The 19,541-nt window shown below is 53.3% G+C and carries 18 protein-coding genes; 9 read left to right on the top strand and 9 right to left on the bottom strand.

Going from position 1 to position 19,541, the window contains the following annotated elements; genetic code table 11:
- Nucleotide 1 precedes the first annotated feature (1 nt).
- From X474_RS12185 to dtd, 7 genes are all read right to left on the bottom strand, one after another.
- Nucleotides 2-781, bottom strand: coding sequence for an OmpA/MotB family protein (locus X474_RS12185; RefSeq protein ID WP_044349219.1), 780 nt, complete (start codon nucleotides 779-781; stop codon nucleotides 2-4).
- A gap of 20 nt (nucleotides 782-801) precedes the next feature.
- Nucleotides 802-1,566 (bottom strand): motility protein A, encoded by a 765-nt coding sequence (locus X474_RS12180; protein ID WP_044349218.1) that lies wholly within the window; start codon nucleotides 1,564-1,566, stop codon nucleotides 802-804.
- A gap of 770 nt (nucleotides 1,567-2,336) precedes the next feature.
- Entirely contained in the window at nucleotides 2,337-4,631 is a 2,295-nt protein-coding gene (locus tag X474_RS12175; RefSeq protein ID WP_044349216.1) for a flagellar hook-basal body complex protein, read from the bottom strand.
- Between the two features lie 64 nt (nucleotides 4,632-4,695).
- Nucleotides 4,696-5,541, bottom strand: a complete 846-nt coding sequence (locus X474_RS12170; RefSeq protein ID WP_052515142.1) for a flagellar hook assembly protein FlgD — start codon at nucleotides 5,539-5,541, stop codon at nucleotides 4,696-4,698.
- 81 nt (nucleotides 5,542-5,622) lie between these two features.
- Nucleotides 5,623-7,320, bottom strand: a complete 1,698-nt coding sequence (locus X474_RS12165) for a flagellar hook-length control protein FliK (RefSeq protein WP_044349214.1) — start codon at nucleotides 7,318-7,320, stop codon at nucleotides 5,623-5,625.
- Between the two features lie 185 nt (nucleotides 7,321-7,505).
- A complete protein-coding gene (locus tag X474_RS12160; protein ID WP_044349213.1) occupies nucleotides 7,506-7,994 on the bottom strand; it encodes a DUF1285 domain-containing protein in 489 nt (162 codons plus the stop codon).
- An 18-nt stretch (nucleotides 7,995-8,012) separates the two neighbouring features.
- Nucleotides 8,013-8,453, bottom strand: a complete 441-nt coding sequence (dtd, locus tag X474_RS12155) for a D-aminoacyl-tRNA deacylase (protein WP_231688325.1) — start codon at nucleotides 8,451-8,453, stop codon at nucleotides 8,013-8,015.
- A 453-nt stretch (nucleotides 8,454-8,906) separates the two neighbouring features.
- On the opposite strand from dtd, the gene X474_RS12150 reads away from it, so the two are divergent.
- Both X474_RS12150 and X474_RS12145 read left to right on the top strand, forming a co-directional pair.
- Nucleotides 8,907-9,794 (top strand): 50S ribosomal protein L11 methyltransferase, encoded by an 888-nt coding sequence (locus tag X474_RS12150; RefSeq protein ID WP_052515141.1) that lies wholly within the window; start codon nucleotides 8,907-8,909, stop codon nucleotides 9,792-9,794.
- Nucleotides 9,791-10,516: an RsmE family RNA methyltransferase gene (locus X474_RS12145; RefSeq protein WP_044349211.1), complete on the top strand. Its 726-nt coding sequence runs from the start codon at nucleotides 9,791-9,793 to the stop codon at nucleotides 10,514-10,516. Before X474_RS12150 ends, X474_RS12145 begins: the two co-directional genes overlap by 4 nt.
- On the opposite strand, the gene X474_RS12140 is transcribed toward X474_RS12145, so the two are convergent.
- Nucleotides 10,517-11,308 carry an alpha/beta hydrolase gene (locus X474_RS12140; RefSeq protein ID WP_044349210.1) on the bottom strand — a complete coding sequence of 264 codons (792 nt, stop codon included), beginning with the start codon at nucleotides 11,306-11,308 and terminating at the stop codon, nucleotides 10,517-10,519.
- 721 nt (nucleotides 11,309-12,029) lie between these two features.
- Between X474_RS12140 and X474_RS12130 the strand changes: the two genes are divergently transcribed.
- The 5 genes from X474_RS12130 to X474_RS12115 all read left to right on the top strand — a co-directional run bounded on the left by X474_RS12130 (nucleotide 12,030) and on the right by X474_RS12115 (nucleotide 15,378).
- On the top strand, nucleotides 12,030-12,692 hold the full coding sequence (locus tag X474_RS12130; RefSeq protein ID WP_044349208.1) for a class I SAM-dependent methyltransferase: 663 nt from the start codon (nucleotides 12,030-12,032) through the stop codon (nucleotides 12,690-12,692).
- 1 nt (nucleotide 12,693) lies between these two features.
- On the top strand, nucleotides 12,694-13,536 hold the full coding sequence (locus X474_RS12125; RefSeq protein ID WP_044349206.1) for an amidohydrolase family protein: 843 nt from the start codon (nucleotides 12,694-12,696) through the stop codon (nucleotides 13,534-13,536).
- Nucleotides 13,533-14,297, top strand: coding sequence for a WbqC family protein (locus X474_RS12120; protein ID WP_044349204.1), 765 nt, complete (start codon nucleotides 13,533-13,535; stop codon nucleotides 14,295-14,297). Before X474_RS12125 ends, X474_RS12120 begins: the two co-directional genes overlap by 4 nt.
- Before the next feature lie 188 nt (nucleotides 14,298-14,485).
- Complete coding sequence (locus tag X474_RS26150) at nucleotides 14,486-14,692, top strand: SAF domain-containing protein (protein WP_156360742.1); 207 nt, start codon at nucleotides 14,486-14,488, stop codon at nucleotides 14,690-14,692.
- On the top strand, nucleotides 14,692-15,378 hold the full coding sequence (locus X474_RS12115) for a PIG-L deacetylase family protein (protein ID WP_044349203.1): 687 nt from the start codon (nucleotides 14,692-14,694) through the stop codon (nucleotides 15,376-15,378). The genes X474_RS26150 and X474_RS12115 overlap by 1 nt, the downstream gene beginning before the upstream one ends.
- A gap of 334 nt (nucleotides 15,379-15,712) precedes the next feature.
- Here the strand turns inward: X474_RS12115 and X474_RS12110 are convergent, their stop codons facing one another.
- Nucleotides 15,713-16,420, bottom strand: a complete 708-nt coding sequence (locus tag X474_RS12110) for a sulfotransferase family protein (protein ID WP_044349202.1) — start codon at nucleotides 16,418-16,420, stop codon at nucleotides 15,713-15,715.
- A gap of 263 nt (nucleotides 16,421-16,683) precedes the next feature.
- Between X474_RS12110 and X474_RS12105 the strand changes: the two genes are divergently transcribed.
- Together X474_RS12105 and X474_RS12100 are read left to right on the top strand one after the other, a co-directional pair.
- Nucleotides 16,684-17,604: a sulfotransferase family protein gene (locus X474_RS12105; RefSeq protein ID WP_082464327.1), complete on the top strand. Its 921-nt coding sequence runs from the start codon at nucleotides 16,684-16,686 to the stop codon at nucleotides 17,602-17,604.
- A 24-nt stretch (nucleotides 17,605-17,628) separates the two neighbouring features.
- On the top strand, nucleotides 17,629-19,152 hold the full coding sequence (locus X474_RS12100; RefSeq protein WP_052515140.1) for a tetratricopeptide repeat-containing glycosyltransferase family 2 protein: 1,524 nt from the start codon (nucleotides 17,629-17,631) through the stop codon (nucleotides 19,150-19,152).
- The last annotated feature ends 389 nt before the right edge of the window (nucleotides 19,153-19,541 follow it).

Below are 19,541 nucleotides of genomic sequence, written 5' to 3'. Positions count from 1 at the left end.
GCTAGTCTTTATCCTCATCTTTGAAAAGATCAAAGGTAAAGCCCTTGAAATCAAGTCTTCTTTGGGCCTTGCCATCGGGAATCTGATAAAAACTGGAGTCTTTGGCGTCAAAAACAAGTTCCACCCGGTTGTTAAGGCGTAGATGATTGGGGTTTGTCCTTGGCACCATGGGCCGGTAACCGGCCAGGCCAAAGGCGGCCAGTCTGGTGGGGTCCACCCCCTTGGAGGCAAGAAACCTCACCACAGCCAGGGCCCTTTCCGCACTCAAACGCCAGTTGTTACGCCCCCCAACGTCGGAACTCTCCTCATCATCCGTGTGTCCCTTGACGCTTACCGGGTAACTTCTGCCCCGGATCACCTCAGCCACCCGCAACAAAAACTCCTCTCCCCGCTCGCCAAGTTCAATTGAGCCGGGCATGAACAGAAGGGCGTCGGTCATCACCAGGGTCTTCTTCGATTGGCTTCTGAGTAGTCTCACATCTTCTATATTATCCTGATCAGAAGCCAGGCCCCTCAAGGCCAGATAGTCCTGCTCCACCGGGTTGATCGGCGCTTTATAGGAGCTGCCGGAACTTGAATAGCCCAGCCTCAAAGGGCTCACGCTGCCCTTGGCCGCTCCAAAGGCATCGCCCACTGATTTAACCGCCTTGATAAGCCTGGTTTCCTCGGTGGTGCTGAAGGCGTTCAGCAGGATAAAAAAAGCAAGCAAAAGGATCATCAAAGAGGTGTAAAGCACCACAATGCTTGGTCGATCCGGCTCTTGTTGCTTGCTGCGACCCAAAGGCGGGCCCCCTTTCGCTTCTATTTAAAGACCGACTGCCGTAAGGCAGGGGGCAAAAAGCTGTGCAGTTTCTGCTCAATCACCCTGGGGTTGTCGCCCCGGGCGATGGAGAGAACCCCGTTTAAAATCAATTCCTTTACCATAACCTCTTCCTGGGAGCGGTTGCGCAGTTTGCCGCTCATGGGAAGAAACACCATGTTGGCCATAACCGCACCGTAAAAGGTGGTTATGATGGCAACAGCCATGGCCGGGCCAATGGAGGAGGGATCGTCCATGGCTGCCAACATCTGGACCAGGCCGATCAATGTACCGATCATGCCCAAAGCAGGAGCAAAGGTGCCCATGGTCAGGAAAATCTCGGCCCCCAGACGATGCCGGTCGGCCACATAATCGATCTCCGTTTCCAGAATTTCCTTTATGGCCGCAGGCTCTAGACCATCCACGGTCAATTGCAGACCTTTTCGTAAAAAGGGGTCGTTAACCTCTTTCATGATGGCCTCCAAGGCTAAAATCCCCTCGCGCCTGGCCTTGGTGGCATATTCCACAAACTGGCTTATCAGCTGGGGTACGGGGACCACCCGGGAGAAAAACACCTGTTTTACAATCCCTATCAACTTGAGCAGATCCCTTAAAGGATAGTTGATCAGGGTCACGCCGATGGTTCCGCCGACCACAATCAAAAGGCTTTTGACGTCAATAAACTGCCCAACACTGCCGCCAAGGCTCATGGCGATAACAACCAAGGCGAACGCGCTGACAATGCCTATAATGGTAGCCAGATCCATTACCCCTCCTAGAGCCTCCCTATCGAAACAGGATCATGCAACATCCGCGCCAGATAACCAGTCAAGGCAATCCTGCCATTTGACATAGGATATCAATACCTTGAATGAATTTTACCGGCAAGGAAAAATAAAGCCGTTGACTTTTATGTTGACAGCCAGCCTACCATGCGTCCAGTTGGGGAGTTAAGTCCTGTCGGCGGCAAATGGTTTTTAAAATCGGTTGCACCACCCAAAGGTCTCCCGGACCCCTTGACATCATCTGTGAAAACAAAAGCGCACGCCTTTGGCCCAACCGAATCATAAATTACATTTAGCCTTACGAATCAATAAGTTATCCAAAAATAATATTAACCGGCAGCCTGTCTGTAGCCTTGGGCCTGATTATGCTTATTTAAGGCGGCCTTTGGAAAGGATTATTTTTATATCAGGCTTTAACATGTGTTTTTAAAACAGCTGTAAAACCAAGGCGGGATTCACCGTGAAAAATCTGCGCCTGCCAGGGCCCCGGGGAAACGCACCCTGCGAATTACGCAAACTGTAAAAGCCATATTATTTTAAATAATTAACCAGCCGATTCATAGAGAGGGCAAAAAAACGGAAATAAGGAGACGCTTTTTAAAACGATGCTTCCAAAAGCACCTGAAAACGCATTTTGGGAGACACGGTCAAGAGTTAAAACCATGTCAGGGAAATGACACGCGGGCCTTTTGACGTCAAAAGGCCCGCGCAAAAGGGGCAGAACCACGCCTTGGTCAGGCGGGGAATCTTACTTACCGTTTAAGGTTCACCAGCTCGTTCAGCATCTGATCTGTGGTGCTGATGGTCCGGCTGTTGGCCTGGAAGGCCCTTTGGTAGTTGATCATCTTCACAAACTGCTCTGCCAGGTCCACGTTGGACTGTTCCAGAGTCCTGGACTGAACCTTGCCCATGCCTCCCTGATTGGGATTGTTTATGTTGGGCTGGCCCGAATCACGGGTCTTGCTCCAAAGGTTCTCGCCGTTCCTCTCCAGGGAACCGGCATCGGCAAAACCGGCCAGAAAAATCCTGCCCAGAATCTGCAGGGTGCCGTTGCTGAAGTTGCCGGTGATCACGCCGTCATCACTGATGGTTAATGAATCCAGGGTGCCCCTGGTGGAACCGTCCTGGAACAGGTAAAGCACCTCGCTGGCTCCGGCCGACTGGGTTGAGGCGCTGGCGCTGGCGCCGGTGGGTTTATAGTCAAAAGTTATTTCCTGGGGCTCACCCGCCCCGGTTTCATCTTTCCACAAAAAGGTTATGGGCTGCTTGGAGTCATTGTGGGTGGTGTTTTGTGATTCACCGTCATTGGCATAGGTGTTCTGCACCCAGGTGGAGAAATCCGCCCCATTCTGGGAGGTGCCAAGGGTGTTGGTGCCGATCTCCACCGTGGCTCCCAGGCCTGTGCTGGTATGGCTTAAGGTGAATTTGTTATCCGAATCCACCGAGGCGGTAACCCGGGTGTCTGTGCCCGTATCCATGCCTCCGGCCGCTTTGTCGCCCTTAAGCCCCTTGATGGAAGAAGTGTTGGAGCTTGAAAGGTCCACATTGTAGGCGGTGCCGACCTGGTTGGCCTCAAAGAATATGGACTGCCCGATCACCTTGACGCTCCAGGTGTCGCCCCCGCCGCCTTCAAGTGCGGTTTCGAGCTGGGTGGCCAATGCGCCCATGGTGGTGCCCTGGGCCACGCTTACGGTGGTTCCGTTTACATAGAGATCTGTTGCCGCGGGCACGGTGGCCCCGGTCACGTAAATTGTGCCGTTGGCCGTATCACCGTTGTTTATGGCGTCTACAACCTCACTCAAGGAGGTGCCGGTCACAGTGGCGGTAACGGAAGAGCTGGTCGTTACATTGACCGCCGAGTCGCCGTTTCCATAAAGGGTGATGGTGGTGCCGCCACTGGCCAGATCGGCCCAGATGCCCGAGGTGGAGGCATTTCCGTTGATGGCCCCCACCAGTTCGGATGTCGTTGCGAAATTGTCATAGGTGTAGGTGGTGGATCCCACCCCGAAGGTGTCACCGCTGGCGTCCCAGGTGGCCGGATCTATGACTACTTCCACGCTGGAGACAAACTCCTGATCCGCTCCCGCGGCAGTGTAGTTGAAGATCTCGCCCGCCCTTTCGCTCACCAGGGTGTTAAGACCGTCGGCAAAGGCGTTTTTGCTCTCATAGGAATCACCGCTGTCCGGCAGGCCGGTGGTGGTGCCGACCAGGTGTCCGTTAGTATCGAAATGCAGGAAATAGGTGGTGGGAGACTGGATGTTTGAGTTGTCAAAGGTCCCGTCTTCCTGCTCATAGACCGCAACTTTCCAGATACCGGTGATATCGGAAGGAGAGACGTCATTATTCTCGCCTGTGGGGTAAGGCCCGCCGGCGGGATAGCTGTCCCTATCAATTTTCTGGTAAATTGTCATGAGGTCGTGGGCCACACCCAGGGTGTCGTAGGTCCTCACCGGGGTGAGGTAGTTCCAGGTTGCGGTGTCCGTGGGATCAATGGGTTCAGAGGCTTTGTGTTCGTCTTCATCCTCTGCATCCAGGTTGATGCTCAACTCCACGTTTTCGGTCTTGATGGCGTCGGTCTGATGCACCCTTACCCGCAGGTCAGTGGGTTGCTGCACCACGTTGCCGTCTCCATCCACATTGTATCCCCTGAGGCGGTACCCCAAGGGATTCACCATGTAGCCTTCCGCATTCATGGTGAACTGCCCGGCCCGGGTGTAAAAAAACCCCGCGTTGTTGCCCGCGTCCGGGTTTGAGACCTCGAAAAACCCCGAGCCGTTAATGGCCAGGTCGGTTGGGATGTCCGTGCCCTCAAAAGAGCCCTGGGTCATCATGTTCTGCACGTTCAAGACCCGGGAGCCGGTGCCCACATTGGAGGAAACGCTGCCCCCGGCCGTGAGCGCATGGACCATGAGATCACCAAAATTGACTCGCGTGGACTTGAATCCGTGGGTGTTTACGTTGGCGATGTTGTCCGCCACACTGCTCAAGGCCTTGCCGTGAACATTAAGGCCGTTAACCCCCGCATACATTGCGGTTAACATTCCCATGGCCTGTTCTCCTTATCCCTGGAGTTCATCCAAGCGGCTTCCCTGCCGCTCTGAACCGTAATTCCTATAACAAGGCGGCCGCCATGCCGCCCACGGTCGCTATCTTTTTGAGGACATCCAAGATGTCCGTATCATCGTCGGAACTGGTGGAAGAAGCCTCTTCAGTGCTTTCCTCTTCCGAGTCGTCGCCCCCGTCAGTGCCGAGATTGGTGTCGCCGGTGGTGGTTTTGGCCTGGCTGACGCTCATGACCTTTTCCAGAGGCAGGGCTGAGTCGTCACCCAGCAGGAGATAAGCTGTGCCGTCTTCGCCCCGCTCATAGCCGGTAACCAGGCCGGAGACCGTGTAGTCTTCTATCTTGATCACCTCATCCCGACTGTTATAGGCGCTGATTGCGATCTTGTACACGCCCGGCTCAACCCTGTTGCCCTGGTTGTCGTTGCCGTCCCATTCCAGGGTTCTATAGCCGGCCTCGAGTTCACCCAATTCGTAATCCCGCACAATATCACCTTCCGTGTTGGTTATGGTGACGGAGGTCTTGCTGGACTTGGCGGGCAGGGTGTAGTTCAGTTTACCCACGTGGTTTTCGCCCACAGGCATGAGGTTTCCGGAGAATTCCACTTCCCTGCCCACCAGGCTTAAGGCGGTGGAGGTGTTCACACTGGTCTTTATACTGGCCAGGCCTTCCAGGTTGGTGTTGATCTTGGTCAACTGCTCCAGGCTGCTGAAGGTGGCCAGCTGTGCGGTGAACTCGGAATTGTCCATGGGATCAAGCGGGTTCTGGTTGGTCATCTGGGTCATGAACAACTTCAAAAAGACATCTTTACCCTGTCCACTATCAGGCCCTGTAGTCTTGGACCCAGTTCCCGTGGTGGTGCTGTTTAATTGAGTGGCTGTGGTCTGGTATATCACCTTGACCTCCTGACGCGCTTGATATTCATGCCTTTAACCTGAAGCCCTTTTCAGGGGCAACCGGCCGTTTTATTAATTAATTCAGGCAAAGAGGCTTATACCCCTGCCTCCGATCATCTGAGAGGCCGCCATGTTTCCGGGCGGCAGGTCATCGTCCGCCGCCCCTTCCCGGCCCTGTCCCTGACCATCGCCGTTCTGGTTGAAGCCACCGGAACCCTGACGTTGGCCGCCTGCTCCGAACTGGGCTTGTCTTTGCTGCTGCCCGTCCTGGGAGTCCGGGTTGACCATCACCTCCAGACGCTCCAGCTTTATGCCCTGCTGGCTCAAAGCGCTTTTTAACTGCTCCATGCCTGAATCCAGGGCGTTTTTGGCGGCCACGGTCTCGGCCATAACCGTTGCCTTAACCAGCCCGTCCTTTACGCTCAGCTCCAGGTTGAGCTGACCCAGGTGGGCGGGCTTTAAGGCAAGCTGAAGACTGGACTTACTGGTCTTGGCCATCTGGGTGATCTGGTCACTGACCTGACGCACCACATAAGAGGGCAAGGTTCGGTTTGATTTAAGGGCCTGCCCGGCCTGATTCAGCCTATCGCCCACTGTTGCCCCCGCCCCTGCCTGGGCCACCTTGGAGGTGGAGGGCAGGTCATCTGCGGCCGAAACCTCCACCACGCCAGCCTTGGCCGCATTTGCGGCCGCCTGTGCCTCGGGCCTTTCCCTGACCGGCGCGGCCTGGGCCATTGCTGCCTGGGCCGGGGCATCGGTCTGGGTCTGGATCGCGGCCTGCATTGCCTCGGCCGAAGTGGAGCCGCCAAGCGCCTTTAAAGCGCTGTTAAAGGCTTGGGCGATATCGCCCTTATCCTGCGCAGCCAGGGCCGGAGAGTTCATCTGTAAATTCTGCAGAACCTTGGCCTTTATGCGGGCGGCGTCGCCTGCCGTATCAACCTGGGCCGGATTAACCTTCAATTTGGCGGCCAGGCTTTTCAAACTTTCCTGCATGCCCTTGTCCTGGCGATCCGCCGCCACCTGGAGCATGGCCATAAAGGATTTGGGTGAAAGTTCTCCCTGAGCTGCTCCGGATTGGGTCAAAAGGGTCTGGACTTCCTGTTTGTCTAGCCCCAAGCGGCCCAAAAGATCACTCAGGACCTTTTGATCCACCTTGCCGCCCTTTGCCTTGGAAAGCAGTTCGGGCAGGCCGCTTACCATAAGTTTGTTTCCCTTTTGGGGCAGGGAATTCACAAACTCCTTTATCTCCGATTCGCTAATCCCCAAATCTTTCAAGGCCTGGATCAAAAGCGGGCGATCCGTGGCATTGAGCTCGAAAACAGGCCCCTCGGTTACGGCGTATTGGGGCATCATTTCAAACAAAACCCCCATATTCACCGAACCGTCTTCCTGACTGGCCCTTTTAATCATCTCCTCGGCGTCTTCATCGGAATAGCCGCTTTTCACCAAGGTTTCCTTAAGCTCATCCTTTGCCGAAGGAGGCAGGCTGAACTCGTTCAATGACTTTTGGGTGGATCTGAGACCGGCCTCCAGCCGGGCTATGGGGCTTCCCTCTGGAGAGGTGAGCTCGAGCTTGGTTTCCCGCCCGCCGCTTAAAACCTGCCCCAGGGTCTCGTTCTGCCTGGTCTCGGTCTGTTTATAATCGTAAGCTTGTTGTTTTTGCATGATCTGATTAAACAGCACCTCAAAGGCATTGGACGATGATCCGCCCTGATCCTGATTGAAGCCTTGGGGTATTATTCCGCCAAAGGTTTCAATGGCAAATGCCTCGGTTTTCACTGGCTCCTCCTTGAGCAAAATGGGTCTGGCCTTTGATGCTAGCAAGTGTAATGCCAGTTAGAGTGATTTTTTAATTTTGTATTTACATACAGGTATTTACAAAAATTAAGCCCGAGGCTGATGAGGCCTCGGGCTTTAATTCAGGGCTTTTTTTACCCTGTAAACAAAGAATTTTTTGCCGGTGTTCAGGCTGTACCGGGCAAGGGGTGGAGCCTGCCGCCCAAGCTCAGGGCAAAACCTGCCTCGGTCTCCTTGACCCAATCGGTTATCTGATAATAGGCGGCCCTTTGGAAACGGGCGGGGAAACGGCCTTCATGCACCCGGCAATAAAGCACCTCGTCTTTGCCTATGTAAAGGGAAGCGGGATCAAGCTCCTGTTTGGAGCCGTCGCTTACTGTCAGGACGAGATTATCATCCTTAATATCCACCCTGGTTATCACGAAAAAGGTGTCGGCCACCTCAAGTTGGCATTTTTTACCGTCCATGTAAAGGTAGTAAACCCCGTCCTCGTCCAGATGCACGGACTGGTAAATCAGCTCTATAATGCCGGGATGCACCAAGGGGGCTCCGTTATGCAACAGCTCCCCATTATTGTTGACCTGGATCTGACAAGGTGGATATCTGCCCTGCCAACCCTCGGGGATGTAACCGTTTAAATCCAGCTTTTCAGTCATCAAGCTCTCCCCTTCAAGTCAAAACTGTTTTTCCGTATCAACCAAAATGGTTACAGGACCTTTATTAACCAACTCCACATCCATCATGGCCCCGAACTCGCCGGTGGCCACGGTAATCCCCTTTTGCTCAAGCCTTTGAACAAAATCCCGATAAAGGGGCTCTGCCACCTCTCCCTTGGCGGCCCGCACAAACGAGGGGCGCTTGCCCTTTCTACAATCCCCCCAAAGGGTGAATTGGCTCACCACCATTATCGAACCCTTGATATCCATCACAGATAAATTCAGCTTTTCCTGGTCATCCGGAAATATCCTGAGCCCTGCTATCTTGTCGGCCATCCAGGCGGATTCCTTTTCCGTATCCTCCCCGGAAACACCGAGCAATATCAAAAGCCCGGGGCCGGTCCGGCCTGTCACCCTGTCTCCCACCTTTACCCTGGACTCACTCACTCTCTGAACCACTGCCCGCAAAATACCTGCTCCTTATACGATAATCTGAATATGAATTATTTTCACAAAAGCACTTCACCCGGGAAAAATCCAGCGGGGGTTTAATGCTCTTTACCTTTTTTTACCCTCACCTGTAACAGGCTCGATCACTCTTTATTCATGAACCAGTTAAGATTGGATTACAATTATTTTTCCGGCCATAACCACAACAAACAAAAAGCCGCGCCCCCAAAAAAGACTTTTACATCTCCGTCAAAGAGCAAAGGGATTACGTAATAAGAACCAAAAATAAATTATAAAATCGTGATGTTATCGTAAAAATACCTCATATCATCTAACAATATTGGTAAATCAGCCTCCGGGTTGTTCTTTGGAACTGCTAATCTTATATTTATAACAACCAAAGTATTCTAAACCGGCCCCAATCAGCGGGCAAACATTTATCTTTATAGGAGTTGAATCATCATGGCGGCTGAACAGACCCAATGGCTGGAGGTTGCGATCACCGCCGCCCCCCCCCAGGCCGAAGCGGCGGCCGACTTTTTGGCTAACTTGACCGGCAGGGGCGTATTATTAAAAGATGGCCAGATCCCGGAAAACCAAATCCAGGTGTTGGGTTATCTTGATGCTGATCATAAGCTGGACGAAAAAAGAGCCCGCCTGGAGAGGTTTACCCAAAGCCTTGGCCAGATGGAAGAGGGCGAAACGGCCAGCATCAATTTCAACTTTATTCCGGCTGAGGACTGGAGCCGCAACTGGAAGAAACATTTTCACCCAAGAGAAGCCATACCGGGACTGATAATAGCGCCCTCCTGGGAGGTCCCCGAGCCGGAACCGGGCAAAAATGTAGTCATCATTGATCCGGGACAGGCCTTTGGCACCGGTCATCATGAATCCACCCTGCTTTGCATGAAACGAATCAGCCGCCTGGCCAAGCGTGATCTTTTGCCTGAGCGGGTGCTTGACGTGGGCTGCGGCACGGGGATTCTTTCCTTTACCGCACTAGCCTTCGGAGCCCAAAGCGCGGTGGGGGTTGACCTGGACCCGGAGGCGATAAAAGCGGCCCGTAAAAACGCGGAGATCAATAACATGGCGGACAAGGTGGAGTTCAGTGAGACTCCCCTTGCCTCGCTCAGCGGAAAATTCCCCTTGGTTATGGCCAATCTCACAGCCAAGGACGTCACCGGCCTGGCCCAAGACCTGGCCGACCATCTGGCTCCGGGCGGAGAGTTGGTGGTTTCGGGCATACTGCCCGAACAGGCGGGTCAGGTGAGGAAAATTCTGGAACAGGCAGGCCTCACCTTTATGGAGTTGAACACCATGGCGGCCTGGTCTTCTTTGGTGATGGCGTGAGCAAAAGGCGCTTTCTCATATCAGGGTCCCTTAAAACGGATCAGGTGGTCGACCTGCCTTCCGAGGAAGCGGCCCACGCCAGAAAGGTTTTACGCCTTAAAAAAGACGATCTGGTTGAGCTGATGAACGGCCGGGGCCTTATGGCCCTGGCCCAGATAAACCGGGTCGATAAAAAGCAGGTCTCCTGCCTGGTGCGGAAGACCTGGCAAAAACCCCGCCCCCTGCCCAAACTGGTTCTATGTTGCGGCCTTATAAAAGGCGGCAACATGGATCTTTTGGCCCAAAAGTTCACTGAACTGGCAGTAGACGAGGTTAGGCCCTTTGAATCTCTGCGCTCGGTGAAAAAACTCAAAAACCCCACCGAACGTATAGAACGCTGGGAGCGGATTGCCGGTCAGGCCCTGAAACAATGCGGCGCAGCCCACCCCCCCGCCTTCATGCCTCCGGCCGAATATACCGAAATCCTTGAAGCGGCCCCGCCTCAGGCAGGCAAGGTGATGCTCTATGAAAACCAGGAGCATAAAACCCTGGCCCAAGTTTTGACGGAGCTTAAGGATAAGCAGGAGATATGGGCCCTGGTGGGGCCTGAGGGAGGATTCTCTTCCCAGGAGGCGATTTGGGCCGAAGAAGCCGGTTTTATCCAGGCCGGACTGCCTCATGTAATACTGAGGGCGGAGACAGCCTGCCTCACCCTGGCCTCTTTAGTGCGTTTCAGGCTCTGATCAGGGGCAATTTCCCAAAAATTCCAAAAGCAGCCTCTGAACCAGGCCGGAATCGTCTTCCATGAAAAGGGCATGGGGGTAATCGGGCAACACGGCCAGCCGCGCCCCCAGGTTCCTTGCCAGGTTTTGAGCCCCTGCCAAAGGCAAAAATGGATCTTTTGCGCCGGCCACCAAAAGCCTGGGAGCCTTTCCCTTGGGGGGGGTCGCCCTTACCAGGCCCAACATCAGCTCCAGGACGACCAGCGGCGGTTCGGGAGCCATATTCGGCAAAAGCTCTTCCAGATCCATCTTCGAATGTTCACCAAAAAAAATCTTGCGAATCAGGGGAAGATCCTGAACTCGCGGCTGCCTCCCCTGAAAAACCCGTAAAGCCGGTTTCAAGTGCCTGGCCAACAGGCGGGCGGAAACGGAAAGCCCCACTCCCTTGCCCGGCGCCGGAGCCAAAAATACAGCGGGCAGATCCACCACCTCCAGCACCTTTTGGGCCAGCCAGCCGCCCATGGAATGCCCCACCAAAACCGGCCTGCCCAGGCTGGCCGCAGCCCGGCGGGCGATATCCGCATAATCCCTGAGGCTGGTCGAGGCCGGCAGATCCCAGCGGTCTTCGCCATGGCCGGGAAGCTCCAGACAATTCACTCCAAAACCCTCGCGGGCTATGGCCGGGGCCAGATCAGCAAAACAAAAGGCTCCCGCCCAGGCTCCGTGGATCATAAGCACCTCGGCCCGGGCCCGGGCCGGGTCCGGCCCTGAACGAGTCAGCCTTGGTTTAATGTGGTCAAAAGGTCTGGCCATGATCAAAAATCCCCGACCTGGCGATATACCCGGCCGCTCTTGATAAATTTCAGCAATCATGAGGAACTATCTGATGGTCCGATTTTATAAGGCCAAAGCGCCCCTGTGTGATGAATTGCTTGTCTCGGTTCCTGCTGAAGTCCAAGGGCGTATGGGCTTGAAACTATTTAAACCTCATGAATTAATTCCCGGCGGAGAAAACAGCTCCCCTGGTGGCCGGGGTGCGTATTCTTCCATTATTTACCCTCGTATAAGGGGATGTCGCAGGGAAAAACCACATATCTAAATACGAGCGCCAGGTTTCTCCCCGCCATTTTCTCATTATCACAGGGATTCAGGGTAGGCAAGCAAGGCTTTGCCCGGTCTGTTGGTCGGATCACCCAATAGTAAGGTAGTATAAATTTAAGGAAATTGTAAATCATTTGCGCTAAAGGTTTTTTGCAATAATGCGGATTATTGTCTTGGGATGTGGTCCCATGGCGGCATAAGGATCCGGACTCATCTGCAAACTCATTGTTTGCCAACTCGCAATAGTAAAACCTGAACAGGGCAAACTCCATCTTGCCCAAAACGAACTCCCCGGGGTCCGGATGATTCCAAGCCTTGAATGTGCCCTGAAACCAGGCCCTTTTTTGCCCTTGCCGTGATAAGCTTGCCCGACCGCAGGTTTAACCGGAGGTCTGCCCCTTGCTCTGGAAAAATGGCTTAAAGGCAGGGTAAAGTGAAATATAACCTTAAAGATATAATCACATTCTACGAAGGATCTTCCAAGGCGGAGAAGGAGCACCAAAAAGTCAAATGGGCCACCAAAGAAGGCATGTTGAATCGTTTCCGCCTTTGCCTGGAACTGTTGCCTTTTGAACGTATAAACGCCTGGCTGGATGTGGGCTCAGGCACTGCGGCCTTTCAGGCGCTGGCCCTGGCCCGGCATCCCGGCATAAAGGCGGTGGCCCTGGATATTTCGCCTGAAATGGCTGCACTGGCCTCTCGGCGAAAAGACATCGAACCCTATGATATCACTCATGTGGTCAGGGACTTCATGGACTATGAAGGCGGTCCTTTTGATTTGATAACCTGTATTGGAGTTTTGCAGAAAACCACCTTCTCCCCTGTCGAGTTCTTTGAAAAGGCGGAAATGCTGCTCGACAAAGACGGTATGATTTTTCTGGATACCAAACACCTGGCTTGGCGGCGTTTCAAAAGACCCGGGTTTCTGCCGGAAAGATCCATGACCTGGTTCACTCAAAGGGAACTGGAGAAAGCAGCTTTAGAAAACAATTTCAACATATTAATGATAAAAGGTTTTCTACCCAGGGAAGGCAGAATAACAGAGCTTGCCAACTCTCACTGCCTGTTTGTCTGGGCCCAAAAAAAGGCGTCTTGAAATGATTATCGACTCGGAAGTACATCTACTGCACCCGGATGCGCTGGAACGGGGTTTTACACCGCCAGAAGGTGATCCGGTAACCAAGAGTATTTTTGAGCACCCTGATTTTCTGAACATCAAAGACCGGCTTTCTATTGGCGCACTTATGGCATCCATGGAGTCCTGCGGCATAGACAAGGCGGTTATCATAGGGCTCCCCTGGCAAGATCCGAGCCTTAACCAGGAAAACAACTATTTTACAGCCCAGTGTGCGGCAAATTACCCCGAACGATTCAAGGCCCTTTACATCCCCCATCTTGGCAATATAAAACAGGCGGTAAGCCAGATAGAGTCCCTGGATAAAAGGATTTTTCCCGGTATTAAGCTGATCTGCTCCTGGCAGGGAGTCCAGATGGATGAACCCAGCCTGTCTCCCTTGTGGCATACGGTGAGTGCCCGCGGGCTGGTGGCCATGGTGCATGTGGACCACCCTCACCAGTCCCTGGACGGGGACACCCCCTTCCGCCTGTTCAACCTGGCCCGCGCCTATCCCAGACTGAAACTCCTGGCCACCCACTTAGGCGGCCTGAGCTGTCTATACGGCCTTTTACCCGGATTGACAAAAGAAATATCAGCCATAACCTTTGTGACCAGTGCCTCGGCCACCATGGAGATGAGAGGCTTCGCCGCCCAGGTGACCCCCAAGAACCTCATATTTGGAAGCGATTTTCCCTTTAATCAGTTCCATGACCAGGAAACGCCATTAAAGCATTTACTTAAACTAAATTTACCGCAAGAAGAGATGGCTCATATCTGTGGTAAAACCGCCCTCAAGCTCTTCCAATGGGAAGGCGGTTCATGATCATAAGCGGTCACCAACCTGTCTACCTACCCTGGCTGGGGTTATGGCACAAACTTTACCTGTGCGACACCTTTGTCTATATGGACACGGTGCAGTACTTGGAAAACGACTGGAACAACAGGAACCGGATCCGCACTCCCCAAGGTCTTTTGTGGCTCACAGCCCCCCTTGACCGGAGAAATACCGGGGGCAAAGCCCTGAACCAGATACGATTGTTGACGCCTGAAGCCGGAAAGCAAGGGAAATGGCAGGAAAAACATTGGCAAAGCATCAGGCGCAATTATCGGCGAGCCCCCTATTTTGACTGGTACGCCAAGGACCTTGAAGAGATGTATCTGGGCAAGACCTGGGAAAACCTGGTGGAAATCTGCTTTGCCCAGTTCACGCTTTTTTCCTCCTGGCTTGGGCTGAAACGAACAATTGTGCGCATGAGCCAATTCAAGTTTGACGGCTCCAAAGACCGGTTCGTCCTTGACCACGCCCTCAAACTGGGGGGCAAAGGGGTGGTTTTCGGAGCCCAGGGCATCAACTATGTCAGACCGGAGATCTTCAGCAAAAAAAAGGTAAAAATCTATTTTCAGAACTACCGACACCCCACCTACCGTCAAACATTCGCCGGTTTTCAGGAGGGGTGCTCGGTTCTGGATCTTCTGGTTAATCACGGCCCCAAGAGCACTGCGATTTTACTTGGCCAAAACATAAGCCGAACTCGCCTGAGGCAAGGTGGGCTCTGGCATTCAGAGGCAGAGAAGCGGAAATGAAACGGCAAGATGCGCTAGCGGTTTTCACCCTTGAAAGGCATCACCTGGGTCTTTGGCGGCCCTGCTTTATGGTGGCCGAGATAGGGGGGAGCACAACGGGAATTCGGACCTGGCGCTTAGAACCATAGAAGCGGCGGGCTGGGCCGGGGCCGTCAAGTTCCAGACCTTGTGGAATAAACTACAGCCCCTTGGAAATAACCGGCCACAAGGAGTACAGAAGAAGTATTGTTGCCCAAGGGGATATTCTAACAGATGAAGTAATCGCAGAAGACATGCTGGCCTATAAAAGGCCGGGCACGGGCCTTAACCCTCTGGATCGTTACCTGGTGCTCGGCAAAAAAGCGGCAAAACACCTGTTCAAAAACCAGTTGATCACCTTAAAGGACCTAAAATAATGCTAAATTCCCAAAAAGTCCTGGTAGCCGTCGCCCATCCGAATGATGAAATCCTGGGGCCGGGGGCCCTGTGCGCCAGGCTGGCCCAGGCCGGGGCCAGGGTGCAGAGCCTGATATTGGGCCAAGGCTTGAGCGCCAGGACGGGCAACCACACAAAAGATGATTTTAAGAACCTGGCTGCCAGCGCTAACCAGGCAGCCCGCATTCTGGGCATGAAAAAACCCATATTGGGCCGTTTTCCGGACAACAGCTTTGACACTGTGGCCCTTTTGGATATTGTCAAGCGGGTTGAAGAGGTCAAAAGCGAGATCAAGCCGGACCTGGTCTTGACTCACCACTCAGGCGATCTGAACATAGACCACAGGCTGGTGAACCAAGCGGTCTTAACCGCCTTTCGCCCCCTGCCCGGATCCTCGCCCTGCCGCATCCAGGCCTTTGAGGTCCCCTCCAGCACGGAATACCAGGCGCCTTCCCATTCCCAGGCCTTTTTACCCTCAACCTTTGTGGATATAAGCCGGACCCTTGAGCTTAAACTCAAGGCTCTCTCCGCCTATGAAGGGGAGCTGCGTAAATGGCCTCATCCCCGTTCCCTCAAAGGGGTTGAGCATCTGGCCGCCTGGAGGGGATCTCAGGCAGGCCTGGCCAAGGCCGAGGCCTTCATGCTTTTGCGCGAGGTGCTGGTTTGATCCCAAAGCCCTTGAGTAATCACCGCCCGGAGGGGCTCCGAGCGTTTGTTCGGCAATAATAAGCCCACCCCTTGGCAAAACACTTTGAGCACTCACCCCTGCGGGCATTTTGCGTTTATGGAAGGCGGGGACTTTACCAAAGCATCTCCTCCAAACTGTGGACCAACAATTCCCCCAATACGGCCCACAGTTCGGCTGCAAACCGTGACGGCGTTGGAGCTATTGGATTACCGGTAACTAACTAGTTTTTTGACGGCCCGGACTTGAATCTTTTCTCCCCTTGGCCGACCAGTAAGCAGGCTCCATCCCAACCCGTACCTGATCTCAGTCGGAATCAGGCCTTTATCAGCTCATCATAAAGGGTTAGGTCCAGACGATTCATCTCCTTGATCAGCTCAATATTCGCCTTGGGCAAATCAGCTCCGTCAGGCATGGGCCGGGAAGTGTTCAAGTGGGCCTTTAAATCAAGTTTCACCCCCAGATAACTTCCCACCATGCCCATGAACTGGGGCAGATACTCGGTCAAACCCACCATATGCATATTTTCAAAAACCCGTTTCCTGGCTGTGTCAAGCATCTGCTCGTCCGGTATGGCGGGCCGCACTCTGAACCACCCGCCCTGGCCGCCGAGATCCATCTCCTGCAAGCCCACCACCTGGGGATTGGCCACTCCCACCGGGTTCACCCCGCTTAAGAGGTATTGCCTGAGATCCATACTGTTCACTGCGGGATACAAGTGATGCTCCGGGGTGTTTCGGATATAGGCATAATCCGAAAGAAGCCGCTTAACCGGGTCGCGCAGTACTGTGAAATAATTAACCGGCCTTTTCACCAGACGATGGATGCCATAGGGGATGTGTCCGCAGATAAAAATAATTCGCCCCTTTTCTCCCTCAGGCAGGGCGAGAAATACCTCCAGGGAGTTATCGCCTGAAACATGATAAACCCTTTCCTTGCCCAAGGCCTGGGTAAGGTTGTGGGTGAAGGTGGAGCCTCCGGTTCCGGGTAGATGCAGAAAACAATTTAATACTGGTTGATTCATTTTTTTCGCTCCCTGTGGCCCCTCGGCCCTGGCTTGAATGCCTAGTAGATATACCCCAAGCAAACCTGAAAGCGCCAACCAACCCGCATCCAAACCATGCCTTGATTTCTCTTTTAAAATGGCATTTTTTGCCCTCTCCAATAATCTATTTAAAATTTTTCTTTATATTTCAAATGGTTACAAAATAAACAATCTGGCACTGTATTTGCTTTTACTCTTAATTGAAAAAGTAAGCCCCTAAAATCCTATTCAAAGGGATCAAAATGATTGCCAGTCAAAATACCCAATACTCACCCCGACCGACTGTTTATGCGCAGCAAGGGCCGGCCATATTCATAGGCGGCACCGGTCGTAGCGGTACGTCACTTTTGCAAAGTGTATTGGGGCTTCACCACCTGATGGCTAAAATACCGGAAGAGACCAAACTTATGTCTCTGGTCTTTTTACCCGAAATTTTAAAAGAACTTTCCTGGGCAAATCCGGTCCGACGGCAAGAAGGTATTAAAACCATCAAGGAAGTGTGGGCCAAGCTCTATGCTTATCGGATTTCCTGGGGGAAAGACCCGGAGGCCGGCAAGAGAGGCCTTTTCAAGTTCGCTGAACCCCAATGGGTTGAACAGGCCCTGGGACAGCTGGACGGGCTTAGACCCGGAATCTTGGAACAGGAAGTCTTTGAGGTCTACGGTCACATGGTTTCAGAGCTCTTTGTCCGCTTTGCCGCTACGTTAAACAAACCCCTTTGGGTGGAGAAAACCCCGGATAACGCACTGATGGCCGGATTCATAGCACGCTGTTTCGGCAATCTGCGTCTGATAAACATAGTGAGAGACGGTCGGGATGTGGCCTGCTCTCTCATGGACGAACCCTGGGGTCCAAACGACCCTTGCGAAGCCCTGGACTGGTGGGCCAAACGCCTTACCGCTAGCATGGACCAGGTATCCCGGCTGCCGGAACCCACTCACATAACCATACGCTATGAAGACCTCATCCTTTCGCCGGAACTGGTTTTGCGCAGGCTGATTACTTTCCTGGGGCTTAAATGGGAGTCAGAGCTGCTTAGCCATAAATTTAAAAGAGGCTCCCTGGGCCGCTTCCGAAAAGACCTGCCCGCCCATGCCCAGACCTATGCTCTGGAAAAATACGGAGACATACTACGCAGACTGGGTTATGTCTCTTCTTCCTGAACCCCCAAGTAACGGGTTATTGTTATGCCGAAAAGCAAACGTCGGAAAAAAGGAAATAAAAAAAGGCGGCAAACCGGACGGGCCAAACCCGGCCTCAGCCTTGTAGTGATCGCCAAAAACGAAGAAAAAGACCTGCCCAGGGCGCTTGATTCAGCCCGGGCCTATGTGGATGAGATCATCCTGGTCGACACCGGGTCCACAGACCGTACGGTTGAAATAGCCGAGGCCTACGGGTCCAGGGTCTACCACCACCCATGGCAGAATGATTTTTCCCTGCACAGAAACCAGGCCCTTGCTTACGCCACCTGTGACTGGGTGCTTCAACTGGATGCAGACGAGGCCTTGGATCAGGCCACAGCGATCGAGCTTCCCGCCCTCATGGCAGACAAACGCTATAACGGCTACATGGTGGAGATCCAAAACCTATTCACCAATGGCGAAAAAACGATATTTCAGTGGCCCAGGCTGTTCCGGAACCGCATAAACGCCCGTTATTATCGGAAAGTCCATAACCAGGTGGAAATCCCGGGCAGAATCGGTCAAAGTCGGCTGGTGCTTTTTCACTATGGTTATTCAGGAGACAACAGCACCTTAAAAGCCAAGCAGGCCCGCCGCGTGCCGATGATGCAGGCCTGGGTTCAGGAAAGCCCGGAGGACTACGAGGCCAGATATTATCTGGCCCAGACCCTGGTGGCCCAGCCCGACACCCTGGAAGAAGCGATTGAACAGGCCGCTAAAGGCCTGGAGCTGGCCTATAGTCAAAAAATTGACCAGCACAGCCTTTCCAGGCTTTATCTTCCCCTGCTCCAGGGCCTGAGCCAATTGGAGCGGCATGAAAAAGTGGTGCAAAAGGGAATTGAATGGTCGCAACTGGTGCCGAATCATCCTGATCCTCACATGTTTCTGGCCCGGGCCTTTTTAGGGCTTAGCCAGTGGCAAAAAGTGGATGTGGCGGCCAGAAACTTCTTTGTGCTGCACAAAAAGCTGGAACAGGCTCCCCAAAGCCTGGGGCCCTTGGAGGTCAACTCCCTGGGGCTTAAGTATGTGGTCTCAGCCTGCTGGTGCGCGGCCCTGGCCAATCTGAATCAAAAGGATCAGGCGCTTACCCTTTACAGCCATTTGATCAGTCCGAAAGAGGCCCAAGCCACCGCCCAGATGACTGCAGAGCTGACTCTGGAAAAGGGCTCCCCAAAAACCGCCTTTGAGATGGCCCAAATGGCAGCGAAAGAGCATCCTGACTGGGACTGGCCCCGTGAATTCATAAGCAGTCGGAATCTTTCATCTGGATGCCCCGACCCAAAACAAATCTGCGATCAGGCCTTTGAACTGGCCACAGCCGGAGACACCTGCCGGGCCGTCAACCTCTACGAGAAAGCTCTTTCCCTGGACCCGAATCTCACAGGGGCAGGCTTTAATCTGGCTGTGATCCACCTGCGAAATGGTGAGGTATACAGAGCCAGTCAACTCCTGAAAGATTGCCTCACCCGAGAGCCGTCCATGACTCCGGCCAGGGATCTTTTAAACCGCATTCAAGAGACCCAGACCTGAATTGTTAGGCACTTACCGGTAACCGGACCGGATATTTGACCGGCCGTGGTTCTTGGGAACCGGAGCCCTTTTGGTTTTTCTAAGGCAAACCCGGAAAGAAAAGTCGTTTTAGTCTTCTGAGACTACCTGGCCAGATAACCATGAAATAAAAAAGACCTTAGTCAATGGACCGGCAACAAAAAATAAAGGCTGCCTGATGCCGCTCTCAAATAAAGGGGATAAGACGCTTGGTCTTTATTCTCCGACCAAACATCGCAGATTTCAGACTCTTAGGTTTTTTCATCAGATCAATTTATTCTTCTTATAAGCGCCGCACCTTGAACCGGCGCTTTTTTAACCACTAAAAGCAAATAGCCGGGGTCGCGAGCTAAAGGCCCGCTTTACACGGG

This window comes from Dethiosulfatarculus sandiegensis, from assembly GCF_000931935.2.
GTDB lineage: Bacteria > Desulfobacterota > Desulfarculia > Desulfarculales > Desulfarculaceae > Dethiosulfatarculus > Dethiosulfatarculus sandiegensis.
Note: the sequence above shows the minus strand (reverse complement) of the source record. Positions and strands in the feature narration are given on the sequence as shown.